Consider the following 21,172-nt stretch of genomic DNA (forward strand, 5'->3'; position numbering starts at 1 on the left):
GGTCACCAGTGCGTACCGGGCACGAGTCGGGCGGCGCGTCGACCGAGTTTACGAATACGTGAGCGCGAATGGTGCTGTCGCGTCGATGTTGCCGGAACGTCTGCCGGAGTTTCCTTGTCTACCTGCCCCTTTGCCGCCGGAGAATCGGGGAAGGCCTGGTACATCTGGTTGAGAATCCGGTCCTTGGTGTGCGGTGCGAACAGGGTTCCCAGATCGCCCAAAGTTCCCAGTGGCACGTCGATGCGTTTGGGGCGATCGATCAGCGCGCGGATCACCATTGCCGCAGCTTTTTCCGGGCTGGTGATCGGGCCGTTGTTGTATTCGCCGGTCGGAGCGATCATCGGTGTTTCGACCAGCGGCATGTGGATGGTCGTGAAAGTGATTCCGTCGGCCAGGGTTTCGGAGGCGGCTACGTCGGAGAAACCGTCGAGGGCAGCTTTGCTCGCTACGTAGGCCGAGAATCGGGGTGTCGCCGCCTGGACTCCCGCGCTGCTGATGTTCACGATGTGGCCGAAGCGACGAGAACGCATGGTCGGCAACAATGCCAGAACCAATCGCACAGCGCCGAAGTAATTCACGGCCATCGTTCGTTCGTAGTCGTGGAAACGATCTGTGGAGTGATAGATGCCGCGTCTGATGGATCGACCGGCGTTGTTGACCAGCATGTCCACGTGATCATGTTCTGTCAGAATGCTTTTGATCGTGTGCTGGACGGATTCGTCGTCGGTGATGTCGCAGGGATAACCGAATGCCTTGCCCCCGGTTGATCGAATCTCCTGTACCGCGGCATCGAGTTCGTCGGTGCGGCGTGCGATCAGGAGAACGGTGGCGCCTTTCTGGGCGGCGGCGATGGCAGATGCCTTGCCGATTCCGGACGAGCCTCCGGTGATCAGAACGATCCGGCCGACGAGTGGTCCTTCGGGATTGTTGCGACGTGCGCGATTGGGATCGAGATTTGCGCGCCAGTACTTCCACAACACAGTCGAGTACGACCCGAACTCGGGGACCGTCAGTCCTGATCCAGCGAGGGCGGCAACGGTTCTCGCGGAGGTGAATGTCGGCGCCATCGTCATGTTGTCGAGTAATGCTGCAGGCATGCCGATGCGATCGAGGAAGACCTTCCGCGCCGATTCTGCCGAATCCATCGGCAACGGCGAGACGAAGGGTTTGGCGATCACGCCCGGCAGGCTGAGCGCGGGCCGCGGCGCTCCAGCGGCCTTGGCGAGTCCGGCATAGATTTCGCGTACCGGTTGAGGTTTCGGATTCACGAGATGGAATGCTTCACCGTCATGGCCGGGCACATGCATCAATTCGACGAGGGCGGCGGCCACGTAGTCGACGGGCACCACGTTGGTTGCGCCGAGACTGGGGATCGGGATGGGGAGTGCTGCAGGTAGTTTCGCGAGTAGCGCCAGTCCTGGGAACAAGTAATACGGACCGTCGATCTTGTCCATCTCTCCGGTGACGGAGTTGCCGACCACGGCAGACGGCCGATAGACACGCCAGGTGAGGCCTTCTCGTTCTCGAACGAGCTTCTCGGCCTCGAATTTGGTTCGGTGGTACGGCGTCGGAAAGCCTTGGCCGCAATCGAAATCGGTCTCGCTGAACGTGCCCGGATAGTCGCCTGCGACTGCGACCGATGACACGTGATGAAGGGTGGCTCCCAGTTTCGCAGCAAGTTCGACCACGGAGCGTGTGCCCTCGACATTCGTCGAAGCCTGCTCGTCTCCGGCCGTGATGTCGTAGATCGCGCCGAGGTGAAGGACGTGGTCGGCAGGTGGGGGAGAGTCGATGCCCAGCCCAGGTTCGGTCAGATCTCCAATGAGCGGATGCACGCGGTCGCCGCCGGGAATTGCCGACACCTGTTCTTCGAGTTTGGCGACAGACCCGGCTCTGACCAGCACGTGGATCTGAGCAGTTTCATCACGCTCTAGCAGGAGTGGCAGTGCAGCTCGTCCGAGAAATCCGGTACCGCCAGTGACGATGTATGTGGCCATAGTCGGTAACTTACTCCAAAGTAAGATCAGCGGCTAGAGGGAAACGAACATCAGTGCGCCATGACACCGTCCTCGGCGTCGAAGTCGATGCCCGCGGTGATGATTCCGGAGAACAAGAACGCGACGGCAAGCGCAAGAGCAGGGATTGCAAGGATCCATTCGAAAATTGTCATGCTCCAAGTCTGACGAAATCAGCTTCGGAGAACATCGCCCTGCGGAGCGATTTAGACGATCGGGCAGTCATCCTCGAGGACGACTGCCCGATCAGGGAAATCCACTAGTGCGCGATCAGTGACCCGAAATCAGTGCCCGATGCCGACCTTCGCGTGAACCTTTTTCATCCACGCGGGAGCCCACCAGTTCGCTTCGCCCATCAACTTCACGAGTGAGGGCACGAGCAACATACGGATGATGGTCGCGTCGACGATCAGCGCGACGATCATGCCGACGCCCAGGAACTTCATCACCGACAGCCCGGACATCGCGAAGGCCCCGGTCACCACGATCAGGAGTAAGGCGGCAGCCGTCACGATGCGGCCGGTGCGCTCGGTTCCGAACTTGACCGCTTCCTCTGTCGTCGCACCCGCGTTCTTTGCCTCGACCATCCGTGACATCAGGAAGACCTCGTAGTCCGTGGATAATCCGAAGACGACCGCGAGGATGAGCACGACAAACGTCGCCTCCAGCGGAGTTTGACTGACCCCGAGGAGTTCGACGCCGTGACCGTCCTGAAAGACGAAGGTCAGGACGCCGAAGGTGGTCGCGAGGCTCAGGGCTGCCATCAGCACCGCCTTGATGGGCAGGATCACCGACCCGAACGCGAGGAACAATAAGATCAAGGTCGATCCGACCATGATGAGGATCATCACCGGCAGCCAGTGCAGGACGGCGTTGTTGCCGTCGTCGACCATGGCTTGGCCGCCGCCGACAAGCAGTTCCGTCCCGTCGGGAGCGGAGATCGCACGCAGATCCGTGACTGCGGCGCTCTGCGATTGGGGCGTGGAGCCCTCGCTGTACAGCGCCTGAACCGCGATGAGTTGATTGGTGCTCGCGACGACGGTCGCCTGACCGATGCCCTCGACCTGACCGGCGGACTCGGCGATCGCTGCACCTTCGGCCGGGGTGAGAGTGTTCCCGTCCTCGGCCTGAAGGATCAACGTCGCGCCGTTACCGGTCTGAGGGAAGTCGTTGACCAACGTGTCCATCGCGACGCGAGCGGGGTCGTTGTCCGGCAGTGCGGTGTACGAGAGTTCTCCCAAACGGGCGCCGAGCAGAGGCGAGGCCATCACGAGCAGCACGGCCACGATCGTCACCGAGACCGCGACCGGACGCTTCATCACCCACGTGACGACGCGGCCCCAGAACTTGCGCGAGCGTTCCTCGCCGCGTTGCGCCGCATCCTTGCGCCACGTCAGGGCGTTGATGCGATGCCCCAGAATGGCAAGCAGCGCAGGCACAGCGGTCAGCGACAGGACTGCCGCGCTCAGTACTGCAGCGATCGCACCGAAGCCCAGAGACCGGATGACGGCCTGCGGGAAAACGAGCATGCCGCTGAACGCACAGATCAGCAGTAGACCCGAGAACATGACGGTGCGACCCGCCGTCAGAACTGTTCGCTGGGCAGCAGCTCCCGGATCCGAGCCTGAATTCAGTTCTTCACGGAACCGGCCGACCACGAACAGTCCGTAGTCGATCGCCAGTCCCAACCCGAGAAGAGAAGCGACGTTGATCGAGAATGAGGACACATCGGTGACCAAGGTGAGGATCCGGAGAACCGCCAATGCGCTCAGGACACTGAGTACACCTACGAACACCGGAACCGCGGCAGCGACGACGCCGCCGAAGATGAAGACCAGCAGCACCAGAGTGATCGGAATGGCGATGGCCTCGGCGACAACCAGGTCTTTCTCGAGTTTGGTGTTGAATGCGACGCCGACGACGGTGTTGCCCGCGAATTGTGCCTCGGCGCCTTCGACTTCGAGCTTCGGCAAGAGATCGGCGAAAGTGGCCGGCGTGACTCCCGAGTCCGGTGCCAACGTGATCGCAACGGCGCCCATGGATCCGTCGTTCGAGAGCAGACTGGCCTTGGCCGCCGCGTCCGTTCCCCAATACGACTTCACCGACGCCGTCGGCACTTCCGTTTTGAACTGGTCGACCGCGGCCGTCACTGCCGGCCCGATGTCGTCCAGGGTCTTACCGCCTGTGGGCGAATAGATCGCGATGATGTCCGGGGTCTGTGGGCCGAGGTTGTCTTCGATGATGTCGGCGACTTTCGCGGAGTCACTGCCCGGATCGATGAATCCGCCCTGGCTGAGCTTGCCGAATACTCCGAGTCCCCACACCCCACTGATGAGAACTATCAGAACCGCGAGGCTCAGTACCCACCATTTCCGGGCGACGACGGTTTGGGCCCAGCGTGTCATGTATCAACTCCGGTGTGTGGGGGCGTCTGGCCAGATCGACTGTAGTGGGCGTTTGGTCTTGAATCGGAAACGTCATGCATACTGCTCGAAGCACTTGCAAGCCACGCGTGTGGGGGAAGCCGGTCCGAATCCGGCGCTGACCCGCAACGGTAGGTCGATTCTCGGTAGTCACCGAGTGTCGGCAAGCCCGATTACCCACCGCGCGGTGTGCGACATCCATTCGTCGTGGTCTACGAAAAGGAAGTCCAGCAGGAGCTCTGGCCGAGGATCAGTGTGCGGGTGGAGTTGTCTGTCGGATTCTCATTCGTGGCTCAGAGCCCTTACGAGGTCCCCGTGTCACTTCAGTTCTCCCCGTCCCGCGCCGCCGCTGTTCTCATCGCGGTCGCCTTGGTTTCGGCAGGTTGTTCCAAAGGTCAGGAATCAGAGTCGGCGTCTGCTGCGGAATCCTTCGCACAGCCGGTGTCCGTGACCAACTGCGATCGCGAGATGACCTTCGATTCGCCGCCGCAGCGCATCGTGTCTTTGAACGGACACGTCACCGAAGCCCTCATCGAGATCGGCGCGGGTGATCGGATTGTCGGGCGGGCTTACAGTGACAACCCGCCAACTGCCGAGACCGCCGATGTATTCAACAAGATTCCCAGCCTCTCCGATACGTTTCCGAGCATGGAGCAGGTTCTCGACGTCGATCCGGACTTCGTGGTCGGAGGAATGACCAGTGCCTTCAACGAGAAGCAAGGCCGTTCCCGAGACGCTTTCGGCGAGCGCGGAATCAACACCTTCCTCTTCTCCGAATACTGTGGCACCGGTTTCCCCGACATCGGATTGCTCGAGAACGACTACACGCAACTCGGTCGAGTCCTGGGCGTCGAAGATTCCGCCCGCGAGGTCGCCGAGGAGATCAGCGATGGTCTCGATTCCGTCCGCGCTTCGGTCGGGGACGCGGCGCCGGTGCCGACCTTCTTCTACGACAGCGGTGACCAGGTTCCGACGACAATCGGCGGAGTCGGCGTCGGTCAATTGGTCGCGGAATACTCCGGCGTCTCGAACATCTTCGCCGAAGGGACAAAGCCGTACATCGACGCATCGTGGGAAGCTGTTGCCGAGCGTGCACCCCAGGCGATCGTGGTCATCGACTACGGCGACAAGACGGCCGACCAGAAGATCGACTTCCTCCGTGCCCAGCCGTTGATGGCGACCACCCCTGCTGTGCAGCAGAACCGGTTCGTCGTGGTTCCTCTCGCTGACCTGTTCGAGAGTTCACGGTTGGTGCGTTCGGCACAGACCATCGCGACAGCCTTCCATCCGGGCGCTGACGCGGCGAAGTGACCCGCACGCGTTACGGGTACGGCGCCCTGCTTGTCGGCTTGGCGATCGCCTTGGCGATCGTACTGGGGTTGGCCGTCTCCTTGGGATCGGTTCGCATTCCCGTCGGTGACGTCTGGGCGATAGTCGGAGCCCGTTTGGCGCCAGGGACTTTCGAGACATGGTGGACCGCGGCGCGGGAGTCGATCGTGATCGATTCTCGCCTACCGCGTGCCCTCACGGCTGCGGTGGTGGGTGCGTCCTTGGCGATGTCGGGTGCTGTTGCTCAGGCTGTCACACGGAATCCTCTTGCCGACCCGTATCTACTCGGAGTGTCGTCGGGTGCGGGATTCATGGTGGTGCTTGTGTCGGTGCTGGGTTTCGGTGCCGGCCTCCTCGGGGTTTTCACGATTCCGGTCGCAGCATTCGTCGGGGCGATGATCCCGTTGTTCCTCGCGCTGCTGATCGGCGGCCGGTATCCGCAGCCGACCGCGATCATTTTGGTGGGTGTCGCGCTCGCCCAGATATTCTCGGCGCTCATCACCTTTTGCATCCTGGTGTTGGCCGATGATCGGCACGTGACGTCGGTGATGCACTGGATTGCCGGCGGATTCGGAGATGCGCGATGGTCGACGCTGATCTTCCCGACTATGGCGCTAGTCGTCGTCGGTGCCGCGCTACTGTTCAGTTCGCGGTGGATGGACGTCTTGCAGACCGGTGACGACGGGGCTGCTGCACTCGGTATGAACGTCCGACGGTTCCGTGTCTTGTCCTTGCTCGCGGTCTCCGTACTGGCGGGCGCGGCAGTCAGCGTTGCCGGTGGAATCGGTTTCATCGGTCTGCTGATCCCACATCTGGCAGGCTTCATCGTCGGCACCAGAGCAATTCGACTGCTCCCTGCTGCAGCCCTGCTGGGCGCCGTCGCGATGGTTGCCGCGGATACCGCTGCGCGCTCGGTGGCGCAATCCACTGAAGTCCCGGTCGGGGTGATCACCGCCCTCGTCGGTGCGCCGATTTTCGTCTGGATGCTCTACCGGCAGTATCGGAGGCTCGAACAGTGACGCAAGCCAGAACAGTGACACAGGACAGAACAGTGACACAGGACAGAACAGTGACACAGGACAGAACAGTGACACAGGACAGAACAGTGACACTCCCGAAGGACGCCGAAGCTGCGCCTCTGCTCGAACTCGTCGAGACCCGGGCGAGGCTCGGCAACCGCGAAGTCTTGCGCGGCATCACTTTCGCAGTGACGTCTGGTGAAATATTGGGCTTGGTCGGACCGAACGGCAGTGGCAAGACGACGGCACTGCGCTGCTGCTACAACGCTTTGACGCCGACAGGTGGAGCAGTTCTGATCGATCAAGCCGACTCGACGACGCTCTCGCGTAAGGACATCGCCAAAACCATCTCGGCGAGCGTCCAGGAACCTACTGTCTCGGCGGGTCTTTCGGTTCGTGAATCGATCGCACTCGGACGAACTCCGCACCGTAGCTGGTTGGACCGAAGCACGGAGCGCGATACCGCCATCGTCGACCGGTGCATCGAGCAGGTCGGTTTGGTCGAGCTTGCCGGACGAGACGCGTCGACCCTGTCGGGTGGTGAGCGGCAACGTGTCTCGATAGCTCGCGCGTTGGCTCAGGAGCCCAAGGTTCTGTTGTTGGACGAGCCGACCAATCATCTCGATCTTCGTCACCAGTTGATCGTGATGGAATTGCTCGCCGAACTTGCGTCGGCGGGGCTCGCAGTTGTGGTCACCATGCACGATCTACGGTTGGCAGTCGAGTACTGCGACAACCTTGCGGTGCTCACCGAAGGTGAACTCCGCGCGTGTGGGTCTACGGTCGAGGTCTTGGACGAGCCGTTGTTGGCCGAGGTTTTCGGCATCAAGGCGCGAGTCGAACGCGGAGTACGTCCGCGGATGGAGATATTGGGGCTGGCATGACGGAATCGGTAGCCGGGATCTACGCCCGTATGGCAGTAGCTGTGCCGTTCTTCGACAACCTGAGCGCGTATCCGGATACGGTGCCAGCGGTGTTGATGACCGACCCCCAGTGGTTGGCAGCACGCGTCGCCGATACGGCCGAGCGATGGGGGAGTGCGGACAGTCGAGTGAACGGCACGTTGTGGTGGTACTCGGCCAGTTCGACGCTGACCGGCATTCCGATCGGAACCGGAATGGTCACCGGGTTCGCGGCCGATCCAGTGTTGGACGGTGGGCGGATCTTCCTGCGTGACAACGGCTATCTGGGCGGTTTCGCTGCCGGATCGGTAATTTCGATCTCGCGGAGTGTGGCGGAGTTGGGCCACGCGATGTTCCGCTCGCTCAGTCCCGTGATCGAGGTGCTCGCCGAGGTGTCCGGCGTTCGGCAGCAGGCGCTGTGGGCGATCACAACGGACTCCATCGCCAATCGCAGCCTCGACGCCGCCGGTAATGCGCGGGAGCGCGGAAGTGCATTTGCTGCCGGTCTGATCGAAGTTCTCCGCGGTGAGAACCCGGGCATTCCGGTCCCGCGTTTCGTGGACGTGGACCGCAGAGAATCTGCTGTGCGCGTGGGTAATCCATTGACGCCGGTGGCATTCGGGCGACGCAGATTCACGCAGCGGGCGTCGTGCTGCCTGATCTACGAGGTACCCGGTGAAGGCAAGTGCACCAGTTGCCCGAAGCGCGCACCCGAAGACCGGGTGCGAGCCTTGGCCGCTCTGGTGTGACTGTGGGTGGGCGGATTCAGGTCTTATCGGATCAGTGAGCTGCGACCTTGGAACGGTCGAGTCCCAGTGCGTCGGTCATCGTGAAGAACAGATCGGTCTGGTCCGTGAGGCCGCTGACGTTGGCCGCGTGCGGGCCGAAAGCTGCTACGCGCAACTGGGTTCCGGTGTGTCCTTCGGATTCGACGGCCGGATCTTCGGACGTTCCGTAGCTGATCGTCATCTCCGAGCCGTCCTTGGTGGTCAGCTTGCGGGTCAGGCCGGGGTAGACGATGTCCTGGGCGCGCTCGACCGGGATGTTCTGGTCTTTGGCGATGGTGGCGATGTCGTCGGCGCTGACATTGGTGACGATCTGGCTGGTGTGTGCGTGGTCGGCTGTGACGATGACCAGGGTTTCTCCGTCGGTCTTCGCGAATTCGAGTGCCTTCTGCACAGCTTCGTCGAGGTCGACGGTTTCACCGATCTGACCGCACGCGTTGGCCGCGTGATCCTGCTTGTCGATCGAGGCACCTTCGACCTGGAGGAAGAAACCGTTGTCGTTGACCTTCAGTAGATCGATGGCCTTCTGAGTCATGTCCGCGAGCTTGGGTACGTCGGAGGTTCGCTTGGGGTTGTCGACGCAGGTTTCGGCGGGCTGCAGGTAACCGTCACGGGTGGCGACGGATCCTTCCCAGCGGACGGGCATGTTGCCCTCGGCGAACAGGCCGAGCACGGGCGCATCCTGATCGGCTTTGCCGACCTCGTTCATCTCGGCGGCGTTCTTCACCAGCTGGTAGCCGCGAGCTGCGGCCTGCTCGTTGAGCGTCTTGCCCTGCCAGTCACCGGCTTTCGCAGTCTCGGCGAAGGACTTGGCACCGCCGGCAAAGGTGACGTCGGCGCGGGTGTCGAGGAGCTGTTCGCTGATCGACCCCTTGCCCCCGTTCTCGATGGCGTTCTCCGGGCAGGACTTGGACGTCGCCTCGGGTCCGTAGCACTTGCGGCCACTGACGTGCGCGACCTGCACTGCGGGGGTGGCGTCCTGCGCCTCGGCGGTGGAGACGTTGCCGGTGGCCTTGCCGTTCGCCTTGGCGATCTCGAGGACGGTCGACTGGGCCTGCCCCTTGATGTCGACGGAAATCGCGCCGTTGTAGGTCTTGGTGCCGGTGGACCACGCCGATCCACTCGCTGCGGAGTCGGTGACGTAGTCGGGCTTGCCGTCCTTGGTCAGTGCGTAGTGCGTGTACTGGCCGGCGATCGGCAGGGCGTCGAGACCGGGGAAGCTGCCGGCAGCGCCTTCGGCGTAGTTGCGCGCGGCTGTGATCTCAGAGTCGCCCATGCCGTCGCCGATCAAGAGAATGACGTTCTTCGCGCCGGAAGCGTTGACGGCGTCGCGCACCGCGGCCGACTGATCACCGTCGATACGACGAGCACCACCGTTCGAAGACAGTTCGCCGGTCGCGGTGCGATCGACGGTCGTGCCGTTCGAGCCTGTGGCCTCATCGGCACTGCTGCTGCAGCCTGCAGCGGCCAGAACGGCGACGGCGCCGGCGACGGCCGTCAACCTACGTGTGTTGCGCGAGAACGACATACGAGTAGTACTCCTGGAAACAGTGTGGATGGAGATGGTGAACGCCGCTAATGATCTGGGTCCAAAGTGAACGGAGTGCAGACATGCGTACATCTGAATGTGACGAGACGGTGAGGGTTGAGATTCGCTCTGTTGACTGCGAGTGAGTGACCTGTCAGACTGAATTTGTGTCGAACATCAGTTCGATGCATGTGGTGCGTCTTCCCTTTCGGCATCCTCGAGCAGTCGGTCGTCCGTGACGGCCGGCTCGATCAGGTGCGAGGTCAGTGTGGGTTGGGGAAATGGGCCGCCGACGTGGTCCGAGATGGAACGGGTGCTGTCCGGACGGCCCGGCCGCGTGGAACATGAGGATTTGTTCCCGGGCGACGGAAGTGACAGCCCTGCCTGGTCACGAAAGCGCGGCGAGTATCACGCAGGCGAGCTCACCCGTGGCACCGGCGTGGTTCCTTACGCAGAACTGCATGCTCACTCGGCCTTCAGCTTCCTCGACGGCGCATCACCGCCGGAAGAGCTGGTCGAGGAAGCTGTGCGTCTCGGGCTCGAGGCGATTGCCGTCACCGATCACGACGGGTTCTACGGCGTGGTGAGGTTCGCGGAGGCTGCGCGTGAATGGGGAATGCGGACCGTGTTCGGGGCCGAGTTGTCTCTGGATTCGGTACCCAGAACCGGCACGGCAGATCCCGGTGGAACGCATCTTCTGGTACTTGCCCGTGGGCAGGAAGGATATCGCCGTCTTTCGCGGGAGATAGCCGCCGCACATCTGGCGGGCGGTGAGAAGGGCAAACTGCAGTACAACTACGACGTGCTGACCGAAGCGGCCGGTGGACACTGGCAGATCCTGACCGGATGTCGCAAAGGTCATGTGCGGCAAGCCTTGACGTCGGGTGGTCGCGACGCGGCGGCGGAAGCCTTGCAGGATTTGGTCGAGCGTTTCGGGGCGGAGCGAGTGTCGGTGGAACTCACTCATCATGGGTTGGCGGAGGACGACGAGCGCAATGCCGTTCTGGCCGAACTGGCGAGAGAGCGTGGATTACGTACGGTGGCGACCACCGCCGCGCACTTCGCCGCTCCTCCGCGTCGACGCCTCGCCATGGCAATGGCAGCTGTGCGATCGCGTCAAAGTTTGGACGAGGCTGCCGGGTGGTTGGCCCCTAACGGCGGAGCGCACCTGCGGTCCGGCGCGGAGATGGCGACACTGTTCTCGCTCTATCCCGAGGCCGTCAGTGGTGCCGCCGATCTGGGACGTGAGTGTGCTTTCGATCTCAAGCTCATCGCGCCCAAATTGCCACCGTTCGACGTTCCCACCGGGCATACCGAGGCGTCGTGGTTGCGTGAGCTCACCATGGTGGGGGCGCTGGAACGCTACGGACCTCCGGAAAGCGCGCCGAAGGCATACAAACAGCTCGAACATGAACTTGCCATCATCGAGGGATTGAGCTTTCCCGGATACTTCCTGGTGGTGCATGACATCGTGTCGTTCTGCAAGAACAGCGACATCCTCTGTCAGGGAAGAGGTTCCGCTGCGAACTCGGCGGTGTGTTACGCGATCGGCATCACCAATGTCGATCCGGTTCGCAACAAATTGTTGTTCGAGCGGTTTCTTGCGCCCGAACGTGACGGCCCGCCGGACATCGACGTGGACATCGAGTCCGACCGCAGGGAAGAGGCGATCCAGCACGTGTACGCGAAGTACGGGCGTACGTATGCCGCGCAGGTCGCCAATGTCATCACCTATCGAGGAAAGTCGTCGGTGCGGGACATGGCTCGGGCACTTGGCTTTTCGCAGGGCCAGCAAGATGCGTGGAGTAAGCAGGTCGGCCGGTGGGGCGGTATCGACAAGAACGCGGATACAGATATTCCGCGTCCGGTACTAGAACTGGCGGCGCAGATCGAAGGCTATCCGCGGCACCTGGGCATCCACTCAGGCGGCATGGTCATCTGTGATCGTCCCATCGCCGACGTCTGCCCGGTGGAGTGGGCGCGGATGGCCAATCGCAGTGTCCTGCAATGGGACAAGGACGATTGTGCTGCCGCTGGGCTGGTCAAGTTCGATCTGCTCGGCCTCGGTATGCTCTCCGCTTTGCACTACATGATGGATCTGGTGGCCGAACACAAAGGCATCACAGTCGATCTGGCGCAACTCGATCTGTCGGAAACAGCGGTGTACGAGATGTTGCAGCGGGCAGATTCGGTGGGGGTGTTCCAAGTGGAATCACGTGCGCAGATGGCGACACTGCCGCGTCTGAAGCCTCGAAACTTCTACGACCTGGTGGTCGAAGTCGCGCTCATCCGTCCGGGGCCGATTCAAGGCGGATCAGTGCATCCGTACATTCGTCGGCGCAACAAACTCGAACCTGTGTCCTACGACCATCCATCGCTCGAGAAGGCACTCGAACGCACGCTGGGGGTTCCGCTGTTCCAAGAACAGTTGATGCAGATGGCCGTCGACGTTGCGGGTTTCACGCCGTCCGAGGCCGACCAATTGCGTCGGGCAATGGGATCGAAACGCTCGACCGAGAAGATGGAGCAACTGCGGGCGAGGCTGTACCAGGGCATGCGAGACCTACACGGTATCGGCGACGAGGTTGCCGACAGGATCTACGAAAAGCTGTATGCGTTTGCCAATTTCGGTTTCCCGGAAAGCCATTCACAAAGTTTTGCCGCGCTGGTCTTCTACTCCTCGTGGTTCAAACTCCATCACCCCGCTGCGTTCTGCGCTGGGCTTCTGCGCGCGCAGCCGATGGGTTTCTACTCACCGCAGTCCCTGGTTGCTGATGCGCGCAGGCACGGAGTGCAGGTACACGGTGCCGATATCAACGTCAGCCTCGCGCACACCACCGTCGAGGCAGGTGGATTCGAGGTTCGGCTGGGACTGGGGGAAGTGCGCAACATCGGCGATGCACTGGCCGAGAAGATCGTCGAACAGCGCGACCTCGGTGGACCGTTCACGTCGCTTCTCGATCTGACCGGGCGGGTGGAACTGACTACCGCACAAGCTGAATCGCTGGCGACCGCCGGTGCGCTGGCCAGCTTCGGTATCTCGCGTAGAGAAGCGCTGTGGGCAGCGGGCGCTGCGGCGGGGGAGCGTCCCGACCGCTTGCCCGGTATCGGTGCATCGGTCACAGCTCCCACTCTGCCCGGCATGAGCGACGTCGAATTGGCGGCAGCGGATGTCTGGGCGACAGGAGTATCTCCCGACACGTACCCGACACAGTTTCTCCGCCCGCAGCTCGACGCGCTCGGCGTGGTGCCGGCGTCGAGACTTCTCGACATCCCGGACGGTGACCGTGTGCTGGTGGGGGGAGCGGTCACACACCGGCAGCGACCGGCAACAGCTGCGGGCGTCACGTTCATCAATCTCGAGGACGAAACCGGAATGGTGAACGTCGTATGTTCGGTGGGGTTGTGGGCAAAGTATCGAAAACTTGCAAATACGGCGCCGGCGTTGCTTATTCGAGGAAAGGTGCAAAATGCAGAAGGCGCTGTCACTGTCGTGGCAGACCGGATGCAGCTGATGGATCTGCGAGTCACGGCCAAATCGCGAGACTTCCGTTAACGCCTGATTCCGGCCACCGTTTTGTGCCGAGAGGACAAATGTGGAGCTCAACTCTGACCTCCGAGCATATGGCGCGGGTCACAGTTACTCCCTAGGGTTGTCGCTTGAGCGCGATCGATTCACCACACGCAGCCACGGTCAGTTGCCTTGCAGGTGAATATCGTCGCCTTCCAAACACGCTGAACCCAAAGCACTTCGAATCGAACAGGAACTCCATGAGCACAGCGATCCTCGTCGCACACGTACACCCCACCGATCCGTCTTCGGAAGAAGCATTCAACCGCTGGTACGACGACGTGCATATCCCGCAGGTCGTCGAACGAGTGCCTGGGGTTGTCTCCGCCTCCAGATTCTCTCTCGCGGATGTGCAGTTGCTGCCCGAGGACGCATTGCCTGCGCGCCGTTACTTGAGCATCTATCAACTCGACACGGAAGATCTCGCAGGCACCGCCCAGGCGTTGGGAAGTGCTTTGGGCGACGGAACTCTCGACATGTCCGAGGCCATCGCGACCACCGGTGACACCGGACCCGAATTGCTTTTCTACGTCCCGACCGAGAACTGAAGGAAGCGGCCGACATGTCAGATCTACTCGAGAACAAAGTTGCGATAGTCACCGGAGCAGGCGCAGGCATCGGCGCCGCCATTGCCCGGGCATTCGGGGCGGAGGGTGCACGCGTCGTAGTCTCCGACATCAACGGTGACGCAGCACAGACCGTGGCGGACTCGATCGACGGCGCTATCGCTGTCACCGCGGACGTCACCGACGAACAGCAGGTCAAGGATCTTGTCGCCAGAGCGGCCGAAGAGTTCGGCGGACTGAACGTCGTAGTACCCAATGCCGGCATCGCCACCACGACTCCACTGATCGAGACCTCGTTCGAGGACTGGCGGAAAGTCATGTCCGTCAACCTCGACGGAGTGTTCTTGACCGTCCGTCATTCGCTGCCCGCGCTCGTCGCATCCGGGGGCGGTTCGATCGTGAACATCTCGTCGATCTCGTCGACAACCGGATCGCCTTTGATCGGCAGCTATGCCGCAGCCAAGGCTGCGGTTCGCAACCTCACCGAAACCCTCTCGGCCGAACTTCGCTTCCATGGATTCCGAGCCAATGCCTTGCTACCCGGATTCATCGACACTGACCTGGTCAAGAGTCACCAGCAGGATTTCGAGAACGCGCTCGGCCTCGGGCCCGGAGGATTCGACGACCTGATGGTCACTAAGCAGACGCGCTACGGGCGGACCGAGGAAGTGGCCGCCGCAGCAGTGTTCTTTGCGAGCGACCAGTCGTCGTGGTGCAACGGCAGCAGTCTGGTTCTCGACGGAGGGTTCACCGCTTCTCTCCTCTGAGCAGCAGAGCCTTTCCGAACGTCACCCGAAATCATCAATCGTGCGAGGATCCACACCATGACCAACCGCGCCGTGTACGTACTTCCGCCTGGAGGGTTGAACAACCTCGAATCGAGGACGATCGAGACGCCAGGGCCAGGTACGGGTGAGGTGACGATCGCGATCCGCGCGAATTCGCTCAACCATCACGACTACCTCGTGGTGACCGGCGAGATACCGACCGATGGCCCTCGCATTCTGTTGTCCGATGCTGCGGGTGAAGTAATCGCCGTTGGCGAAGGCGTCACACAGTTCAGCGTCGGGGACCGAGTGATGAGCACCTATCTGCCGCATTGGCGTAGCGGTGCACCGGATTTCGACGGATTCGGAAATTCACCCGGTGACGGCGTCGACGGGTTCGCCCGTGACACCGTCACCGTGCCGGTATCGGCAGTGACGTCGATGCCGCGAAACTACACGTACGAAGAAGCCGCTACCTTGCCCACTGCGGGCTTGTCCGCGTGGCGTGCACTGTTTGCCAGCGTCCCGATCATCCCTGGTTCTTCGGTGTTGATTCCCGGGACCAGCACGGTAGCGCTGTTTGCCGTCCAGCTTGCCAAAGCTGCTGGAGCTCAGGTGATCGCAACCTCGTCGGCTCCCGACAAGATGGCTCGATTGGTCGAGCTCGGTGCCGATCACGTGGTCAACTACCGTGAGCGTCCGGACTGGGGTTCGGAAGCGATGCGGCTCAGCGGCGGGATCGACCTTGTCCTCGACGTCGGCGGGCCCTCCACCCTCGGCCAATCTCTGGCTGCAGTCCGACCAGGCGGGCGGATCTGCGCGCTGGGCATCATGAACGGCCCCTCGTCGTCGATCGACCTGACTTCGCTACTGACAAAGCAGGTCATCATCGAAGGTGTCCTGGTGGGCAGTCGTGCCCACCAGGAGGAGATGGTCGCCGGGTTGGAGAGCCTCGCGCTTCGTCCCGTCATCGATTCTTCCTACAGCCTCGACCGCCTCGCTGACGCATTCCAGCAACAGAAATCAGGGCGCGCCTACGGCAAGATCGTCATCACAAACCCTTGACGGCTTGCCGGTCCCAGTGGGGATCGGTGAGAATTTCCGCCGCGTCGCCGACAAAGGCAGGTGCAGCGGTCTGATCGCCGCTGAGGGTGAACCTCAGCCAGGCGGTGAGGTAGCCACGAAATCCTTCACCGTCTGCGGCCCAATTGTGGCTGACTCCAAGCAGTCTGCCGCGGACCGCGGGCCCAGTGGTTTTGTCGAAGTACTCAGCTTGCGGATCGGCGGTGGAGACCGGGTCGTCGGCGCCGGTCATGAAGAACGTCGGTCCGGTCAACTGGGCCACGTCGATCACGTCGACAGGTCGCGAGGCCCACCACGGGTCAGGCAAATCGAGTACCGCCGTGGCGGTGATCAGATTCGCGGACTGGGTTGCCGCGTTGATCGCGCCACCAGCGCCCTGGGAGTGCCCGACCGAGGCAATGTTGTCGGTGTCGATCCGCTGGTAAAAAATGCTCTCAGCGTTGGTGTTCTGATCGACGACGTACTGGGCAGCCCCCAAGATCTCCGTCCCGTCGCCGGTGACGCTGCTGTCGGCCACTACAACGACAAAACCCCAAGAAGCGAGATGCTGCAGGAGCGCTTCGTACTCTTCGTAAGTCGCATAGCTGCCGTTGCCGAAGGTGACGACGGGATGCTGTTCCTCGACTGTGGCGATATCGGTGGGATAGAAGAGCCGATACCCCGTCACCGATTCCTCGGTGACCTCGTGGGAACCTGGATTCGCGAATATCTCACTGACCGACTGCTGTACGACGGTCTCGGTCGTGGACACGCCGGAAGTTGTCGGAACCCCCGCGGTGGCATGAGTGACGGCACCCGAGAGCGCCAGTACACACGATGCAGTCACGACGGCGATCGAGTATGTGGTTCGAGAAGGCATGGGCACAAGTATGTCTTGTACGGTCGCGGTCGGTCAGGCCGAGACGCGTGTGGGCCGTTCTTCGCCGTTTCGATCCCGGATGAGAAAGATGGCGATTACCCCGAAGACGACCAAGAGGACCGTGAGTAAAGAGGTGACGGCTGCGACCCCACTCACTTCCGACGTCACCGAGGTGTCCAGCCCGCCGGTCGAGAGAATGGTGGTGGGGTCGGTGAGGCCGTGTAACACGATTGCGGCCCAGATCGTGCCCGTCACACGCATGGTCAGGTACATGCACATACCGAATCCGAACGTGTAGACAACGGTGACAAGGACGGTCGACGGCTTCATCCCGGCGATGAGGTTGACCGTGTGCATGAGTGCAAACACCAGTGAAGACACGACGGCTACAAAGCGCTCGCGGTGGCCGGCGTCGCGCAGCATCTTCACTGCCAGACCGCGTGTGGCCAGTTCCTCCGTCAGTCCGACACACGCACCGAGTACCAGCAGGGCGATTATCTCGCCGGTGGTCCACGCGCTCCAGTCAGTTCCCGCGAGATGCGCAACAACGGCGGCGACCACGATTATCGGACCGATCCACATCCAACCCCGCCCACGAATGGGCTGTGGGCCGAAGATTTCGCGCAGCCAGCCGACCTTGGTCGCGAAAACCAGCAGGGCGATCCCGCCGATCGCGATGGGCAATGCGACTCCGAAGATGATGCTGGAGGCGCTCGCGACGACGTTGTCCGTGTCGATCTGGTTTGCAAAAACACGAGAGGTGACCTGCCCGACAGCGAGATAGAAGGCCAGGTAGCCGACGATCAGCAGGAGTACTTTCCACACTGTGGGGCGACTCCAAAAACCGGACTTTTCGGGAACCGTATTGGTCATTGTCAGATCGTAAGGGGAGTCGCAGGAACGCGCGCGGGTACGGTCTATTCGGACAGCAGCGAACATGAAGGCGGGCGCAGAAATAATGTTGGAAGTCGATTTGAATGCACTGGACACGGCTTTGGCAGCGGGTGAGCCCTTGATCGACGTCCGTGAGGCCGACGAGTTCGCTCAGGTTCGAGTTCCGGGTGCGACGCTCATTCCGCTCAGCGAGTTCGTCGCTCGTGTAGGCGAGATTCCGGACGCCGAAACCGTTTACGTCATCTGCGCTGTCGGTGGCCGTAGCTTGCAAGCGGCAGAGTATTTGCAGGCTCGCGGCATCAATGCGGTTTCGGTGGCCGGTGGAACGATGGCGTGGTACCAGTCGGGGCGCCAGGTCGAGACCGGGGCCTAGGGCGTAACCGTTGGGGCAGTTCCAGTTTTCCGGAGCTGCCCCAACAGGTCATTTTCGCCAGAACAAGTGGTGCGTCACGCCGCTCGGGCTCGGCACTATTTCGAGGTTGAAGCGGTCTCGTAACTCGTCGGGTGACTCCCACAGCCGTAGACCGGATCCGAATTCGAGCGGGCAGACCACCACGTGCATGGCGTCGACAAGGTCGGCGTCGAGGAACTCACGGATAGTGCTGACTCCGCCGCCGAGCCGAACGTCCTTGCCCTGCGCCGCCTCACGTGCCTGCTCGAGGGCTGTCGCGGGGTCTGCGTCGACGAAGTAGAATGTCGTGTCCGAGAGTGTGAACGAGGGCCGCACGTGGTGGGTCAAGACAAAAACCGGGGTGTGGAACGGTGGCTCGTCGCCCCACCAGCCCTGCCACTCGAGATTCTCCCAAGGACCACGGTGAGGGCCGAACTTGTTGCGGCCCATGATTTCGGCACCGATATTGTTGGAGAAGTCCCGGGTGAAATAGTCGTCGAGGCCTCGGCTGCCGCCGGGATCGGTGCGATTGGGCCAGCTGGCCGTGGCTCCTGCCCACGCAAACATTTCACCGTGGTCGAGGCCGAACGGGCTCTCGAAGCTTTGGTCCGGACCGCAGGCTATTCCGTCTCTGGAAACGCTGAAATTCTGCACTCGCAATAACTGACTCACCGTGTACTCCCGCTCTCGACAATGGTCTACGTGAGTACAGACCGTACGGCGCGGCAAAACTCATCGGTGCGAATTCACGCCGCTGCCGGGAGGGTTCCACTGCGGATCGATCGGACGGTCCTCACCGCGACGGTTGCCCAGATCGGGATGAGCACAGTCAACAGTGCAAGCGCGATACCCAGGATTGCAGTGGAACCAGTGGCGACTCCGAAGGCATTTGCGCCGACAGCACACGCTCCAATGGGGAATGTGAAGCTCCACCACCCGAGTGAGAAGTCCAAGCCGCGGCGCAGTGCGTGGACGGTGACGGTGGTGACTGTGACAAAGGCGATCACGCCGATGATTCCGACGACGGTTCCGTATGCGATTCCGAATTCGTGCAGGGCGTCGGCATGCTCGGTACTGAGTACATGCCGTGAGGCGGCGGCCAACAAGTTCGATGCAGCGATCGACTGTCCGATCACGCCCAACGGAATCCACAGTGAGGGAATGGCATTGAACGGGATCACATCAACGCCTGCCGAGCGGTTGCGTGCGAACTGCCTGGCGACGGCAACCAGAATGCCGATGGCGGCGGTCAGTGCCAGAACAAACAGGATGTAGCAGAAAACCAGTACCGCGATGCGCAATGCACCATCGGGCATGTGCGTGCTGACCGCTGCGCCGGTGGTGGCCGAGACCATCGGAGGTACGACGGGCATGAGCCAGAACGGCATAGCAGTTGCCATTCCCGCATCTCGAACCAGGCGAATCATCATCACGACGTAGGTGATCAGGCCGAGTGCCGTGCCGAGTGTCCACAGTGTCAGCGACACGGTGATCGCCACGTCGTGGCCGAGAAAGTCCGGGCCGGTGATGCCGGTTGCGGATCCCACGGTCAGAAGCGCCATGGCGACGGCGCCGTAGAACGGGAACATCGCGGGGCTGTGCAGGTAGGCAAGGGCCTGACATCGATGTTGTGACCAATGGGTGGCGAATGCTCCGATCAGGGCGCACAGCACGAGAACCGCCAGCACCCAGAAGATCTCCGAGACCAGTTTCAAGCCCTCGATCTCCGGTTCGAGCGAAGCCGCGGCCACCGACACGATTCCCGTTCCCATCGCTGCCGCGAACCAGTTCGGGGTGATGTGGGCGAAGGTGGGACTCGTGGTGGTGGTCATGTATTCCACTGTCGTCTCATCTGGTTCGTACCGGTAGACCGGTTGTCCTTGAATGCCCACAAACTCGCCTTGTGGGTCTAATCTTGGGTCATGTCGTTGTCTCCTCGGGTGCCGGAACTCAGTGCCCTCGACGTCCTGCTTTCCGTGGGGCGTCTGGGCAGCATGGGTGCTGCCGGCCGGGAGCACGGGCTCAGTCAGCAGGCAGTCAGTGCGCGCGTGCGTTCGGTCGAGCGTCAGCTCGGAATCAAGGTCTTCGATCGAGCGGCGACCGGTGTACGTCCCACTGCCGAGGGCGGACTGATTCTCGAATGGGCCAGCCACATCCTGGTCAGTGCCGAGGAAATGGCGTCGGGGGTTGCTGCTCTCCGCGGTGAACGCGACGCTGCCGTCACTGTCGCGGCCAGCATGACCATTGCCGAATATCTGGTGCCCGGGTGGACGGTTGCGATGCGCCACAAGTTCCCCAACGTCGTAGCGTCGGTGAGTTTGCACAACTCCTCGGACGTCTCCGCTCAAGTCCAGGCAGGCAAGGCTGATATCGGATTTGTCGAAGGGCCGGATGTGCCGTCAGCGCTCGCGTCGTGCGAGGTGGCGCGTGATCACCTCGTCGTGGTGGTTCCACCGGGGCATGACTGGGCGAATGGTGCGCCGGTTCCGGTCGCGGACCTCGCGCGCACACCGCTCATTCAGCGCGAGTCAGGGTCCGGTACCCGTCTGACGCTCGAGAATGCTGTTCCCGATTGTGTGCCGCCGTTGCTCGAGCTCACCTCGTGCACCGCCGTCAAGGCTGCGGTGGTGGCAGGCAACGCCCCGGCCGTTCTGTCGTCGCTGGCGGTTGCGGCCGACCTGACGGACGGCCGACTGGTCGCGGTCAACGTCGACGGCTTGCGGATGCCGCGGCGACTGCAGGCCGTCTGGGATCCCGATCGCGGATTGCGCGGTGCGGCACGAGATTTCCTCGACATTGCGCTCGGTTCCAACACCGCTGTTCATTCACGCTGACGGCTGCGGCTGCTATCGGACGGTGTCGATCCCCGCGAGGGTGAGGTTGATGCCTGCCAGGAACTGCTCGCGGTCGTCGTGATCGCGCAGTCGTGCCGTCACCCGATTGAGGAACGGGTACTTCGCGGAGTCGAGTTCTTCCCACCGCGTGGCGACGGTCGCGAGGAATGCGCGGACTTGCACGTGATCCTTGATCTCTGCCTCGG

19 protein-coding genes and 1 riboswitch are annotated in these 21,172 nt (G+C 62.0%); of the genes, 10 read left to right on the forward strand and 9 right to left on the reverse strand.

Annotated elements, in window-relative coordinates:
- Positions 1-2: 2 nt before the first annotated feature.
- The 3 genes from R4P65_RS02470 to R4P65_RS02480 form a co-directional block, all read right to left on the reverse strand.
- On the reverse strand, positions 3-1,997 hold the full coding sequence (locus tag R4P65_RS02470; protein WP_317825308.1) for an SDR family oxidoreductase: 1,995 nt from the start codon (positions 1,995-1,997) through the stop codon (positions 3-5).
- A 50-nt stretch (positions 1,998-2,047) separates the two neighbouring features.
- Positions 2,048-2,170, reverse strand: coding sequence for a hypothetical protein (locus tag R4P65_RS02475; RefSeq protein WP_269067799.1), 123 nt, complete (start codon positions 2,168-2,170; stop codon positions 2,048-2,050).
- Between the two features lie 129 nt (positions 2,171-2,299).
- Positions 2,300-4,420 (reverse strand): MMPL family transporter, encoded by a 2,121-nt coding sequence (locus tag R4P65_RS02480; RefSeq protein ID WP_317825309.1) that lies wholly within the window; start codon positions 4,418-4,420, stop codon positions 2,300-2,302.
- A gap of 71 nt (positions 4,421-4,491) precedes the next feature.
- A riboswitch (cobalamin riboswitch) is annotated at positions 4,492-4,638 on the forward strand.
- Positions 4,639-4,753: 115 nt separating this feature from the next.
- Here R4P65_RS02480 and R4P65_RS02485 point away from each other — a divergent pair.
- From R4P65_RS02485 to R4P65_RS02500, 4 genes are all read left to right on the forward strand, one after another.
- Complete coding sequence (locus tag R4P65_RS02485) at positions 4,754-5,749, forward strand: ABC transporter substrate-binding protein (protein WP_230813202.1); 996 nt, start codon at positions 4,754-4,756, stop codon at positions 5,747-5,749.
- Positions 5,746-6,786: an iron ABC transporter permease gene (locus R4P65_RS02490; protein WP_317825310.1), complete on the forward strand. Its 1,041-nt coding sequence runs from the start codon at positions 5,746-5,748 to the stop codon at positions 6,784-6,786. Before R4P65_RS02485 ends, R4P65_RS02490 begins: the two co-directional genes overlap by 4 nt.
- 86 nt (positions 6,787-6,872) lie before the next feature.
- The gene (locus R4P65_RS02495) at positions 6,873-7,670 is read left to right on the forward strand and encodes an ABC transporter ATP-binding protein (protein WP_317825311.1); all 798 of its coding nucleotides are present in this window, start codon (positions 6,873-6,875) and stop codon (positions 7,668-7,670) included.
- Positions 7,667-8,437, forward strand: coding sequence for a (2Fe-2S)-binding protein (locus R4P65_RS02500; protein ID WP_317825312.1), 771 nt, complete (start codon positions 7,667-7,669; stop codon positions 8,435-8,437). Before R4P65_RS02495 ends, R4P65_RS02500 begins: the two co-directional genes overlap by 4 nt.
- 31 nt (positions 8,438-8,468) lie before the next feature.
- On the opposite strand, the gene phoA is transcribed toward R4P65_RS02500, so the two are convergent.
- A complete protein-coding gene (gene phoA / locus R4P65_RS02505; protein ID WP_317825313.1) occupies positions 8,469-10,001 on the reverse strand; it encodes an alkaline phosphatase in 1,533 nt (510 codons plus the stop codon).
- 268 nt (positions 10,002-10,269) lie between these two features.
- Between phoA and R4P65_RS02510 the strand changes: the two genes are divergently transcribed.
- The 4 genes from R4P65_RS02510 to R4P65_RS02525 all read left to right on the forward strand — a co-directional run bounded on the left by R4P65_RS02510 (position 10,270) and on the right by R4P65_RS02525 (position 15,970).
- A complete protein-coding gene (locus tag R4P65_RS02510) occupies positions 10,270-13,557 on the forward strand; it encodes an error-prone DNA polymerase (protein ID WP_317825314.1) in 3,288 nt (1,095 codons plus the stop codon).
- 215 nt (positions 13,558-13,772) lie between these two features.
- Positions 13,773-14,120, forward strand: a complete 348-nt coding sequence (locus tag R4P65_RS02515; RefSeq protein ID WP_230812334.1) for a hypothetical protein — start codon at positions 13,773-13,775, stop codon at positions 14,118-14,120.
- Positions 14,121-14,134: 14 nt separating this feature from the next.
- The gene (locus tag R4P65_RS02520) at positions 14,135-14,905 is read left to right on the forward strand and encodes a glucose 1-dehydrogenase (protein ID WP_317825315.1); all 771 of its coding nucleotides are present in this window, start codon (positions 14,135-14,137) and stop codon (positions 14,903-14,905) included.
- Positions 14,906-14,962: 57 nt separating this feature from the next.
- A complete protein-coding gene (locus R4P65_RS02525; RefSeq protein WP_317825316.1) occupies positions 14,963-15,970 on the forward strand; it encodes an NAD(P)-dependent alcohol dehydrogenase in 1,008 nt (335 codons plus the stop codon).
- Here R4P65_RS02525 and R4P65_RS02530 read toward each other — a convergent pair.
- Complete coding sequence (locus R4P65_RS02530; RefSeq protein ID WP_317825317.1) at positions 15,957-16,847, reverse strand: chlorophyllase/cutinase-like alpha/beta fold protein; 891 nt, start codon at positions 16,845-16,847, stop codon at positions 15,957-15,959. The two genes, R4P65_RS02525 and R4P65_RS02530, sit on opposite strands and share 14 nt — an antisense overlap.
- Positions 16,848-16,880: 33 nt before the next feature.
- Positions 16,881-17,720, reverse strand: coding sequence for a CPBP family intramembrane glutamic endopeptidase (locus tag R4P65_RS02535; RefSeq protein WP_317825318.1), 840 nt, complete (start codon positions 17,718-17,720; stop codon positions 16,881-16,883).
- A gap of 85 nt (positions 17,721-17,805) precedes the next feature.
- On the opposite strand from R4P65_RS02535, the gene R4P65_RS02540 reads away from it, so the two are divergent.
- The gene (locus tag R4P65_RS02540; protein ID WP_230813203.1) at positions 17,806-18,114 is read left to right on the forward strand and encodes a rhodanese-like domain-containing protein; all 309 of its coding nucleotides are present in this window, start codon (positions 17,806-17,808) and stop codon (positions 18,112-18,114) included.
- A gap of 48 nt (positions 18,115-18,162) precedes the next feature.
- Here R4P65_RS02540 and R4P65_RS02545 read toward each other — a convergent pair whose 3' ends face one another.
- Both R4P65_RS02545 and R4P65_RS02550 read right to left on the reverse strand, forming a co-directional pair.
- Positions 18,163-18,804, reverse strand: coding sequence for a dihydrofolate reductase family protein (locus R4P65_RS02545; RefSeq protein ID WP_317825319.1), 642 nt, complete (start codon positions 18,802-18,804; stop codon positions 18,163-18,165).
- Positions 18,805-18,878: 74 nt separating this feature from the next.
- Positions 18,879-19,964: a TDT family transporter gene (locus R4P65_RS02550; protein WP_317825320.1), complete on the reverse strand. Its 1,086-nt coding sequence runs from the start codon at positions 19,962-19,964 to the stop codon at positions 18,879-18,881.
- Positions 19,965-20,054: 90 nt separating this feature from the next.
- On the opposite strand from R4P65_RS02550, the gene R4P65_RS02555 reads away from it, so the two are divergent.
- A complete protein-coding gene (locus R4P65_RS02555; protein WP_230812341.1) occupies positions 20,055-20,966 on the forward strand; it encodes a LysR family transcriptional regulator in 912 nt (303 codons plus the stop codon).
- Between the two features lie 12 nt (positions 20,967-20,978).
- On the opposite strand, the gene R4P65_RS02560 is transcribed toward R4P65_RS02555, so the two are convergent.
- Positions 20,979-21,149: a hypothetical protein gene (locus R4P65_RS02560; protein ID WP_317825321.1), complete on the reverse strand. Its 171-nt coding sequence runs from the start codon at positions 21,147-21,149 to the stop codon at positions 20,979-20,981.
- Between the last annotated feature and the right edge of the window lie 23 nt (positions 21,150-21,172).

Origin of the sequence: Rhodococcus sp. IEGM 1318 (genome assembly GCF_033142465.1) — a bacterium.
Classification (GTDB): domain Bacteria; phylum Actinomycetota; class Actinomycetes; order Mycobacteriales; family Mycobacteriaceae; genus Rhodococcus_F; species Rhodococcus_F qingshengii_B.

Coding starts and splice junctions, on each gene's coding strand:
- R4P65_RS02470 (WP_317825308.1), bottom strand. CDS start 1,997: ATGGCCACATACATCGTCACTGGCGGTACCGGATTTCTCGGACGAGCT.
- R4P65_RS02475 (WP_269067799.1), bottom strand. CDS start 2,170: ATGACAATTTTCGAATGGATCCTTGCAATCCCTGCTCTTGCGCTTGCC.
- R4P65_RS02480 (WP_317825309.1), bottom strand. CDS start 4,420: ATGACACGCTGGGCCCAAACCGTCGTCGCCCGGAAATGGTGGGTACTG.
- R4P65_RS02500 (WP_317825312.1), top strand. CDS start 7,667: ATGACGGAATCGGTAGCCGGGATCTACGCCCGTATGGCAGTAGCTGTG.
- phoA (WP_317825313.1), bottom strand. CDS start 10,001: ATGTCGTTCTCGCGCAACACACGTAGGTTGACGGCCGTCGCCGGCGCC.
- R4P65_RS02515 (WP_230812334.1), top strand. CDS start 13,773: ATGAGCACAGCGATCCTCGTCGCACACGTACACCCCACCGATCCGTCT.
- R4P65_RS02520 (WP_317825315.1), top strand. CDS start 14,135: ATGTCAGATCTACTCGAGAACAAAGTTGCGATAGTCACCGGAGCAGGC.
- R4P65_RS02525 (WP_317825316.1), top strand. CDS start 14,963: ATGACCAACCGCGCCGTGTACGTACTTCCGCCTGGAGGGTTGAACAAC.
- R4P65_RS02530 (WP_317825317.1), bottom strand. CDS start 16,847: ATGCCTTCTCGAACCACATACTCGATCGCCGTCGTGACTGCATCGTGT.
- R4P65_RS02535 (WP_317825318.1), bottom strand. CDS start 17,720: ATGACCAATACGGTTCCCGAAAAGTCCGGTTTTTGGAGTCGCCCCACA.
- R4P65_RS02540 (WP_230813203.1), top strand. CDS start 17,806: ATGTTGGAAGTCGATTTGAATGCACTGGACACGGCTTTGGCAGCGGGT.
- R4P65_RS02550 (WP_317825320.1), bottom strand. CDS start 19,964: ATGACCACCACCACGAGTCCCACCTTCGCCCACATCACCCCGAACTGG.
- R4P65_RS02555 (WP_230812341.1), top strand. CDS start 20,055: ATGTCGTTGTCTCCTCGGGTGCCGGAACTCAGTGCCCTCGACGTCCTG.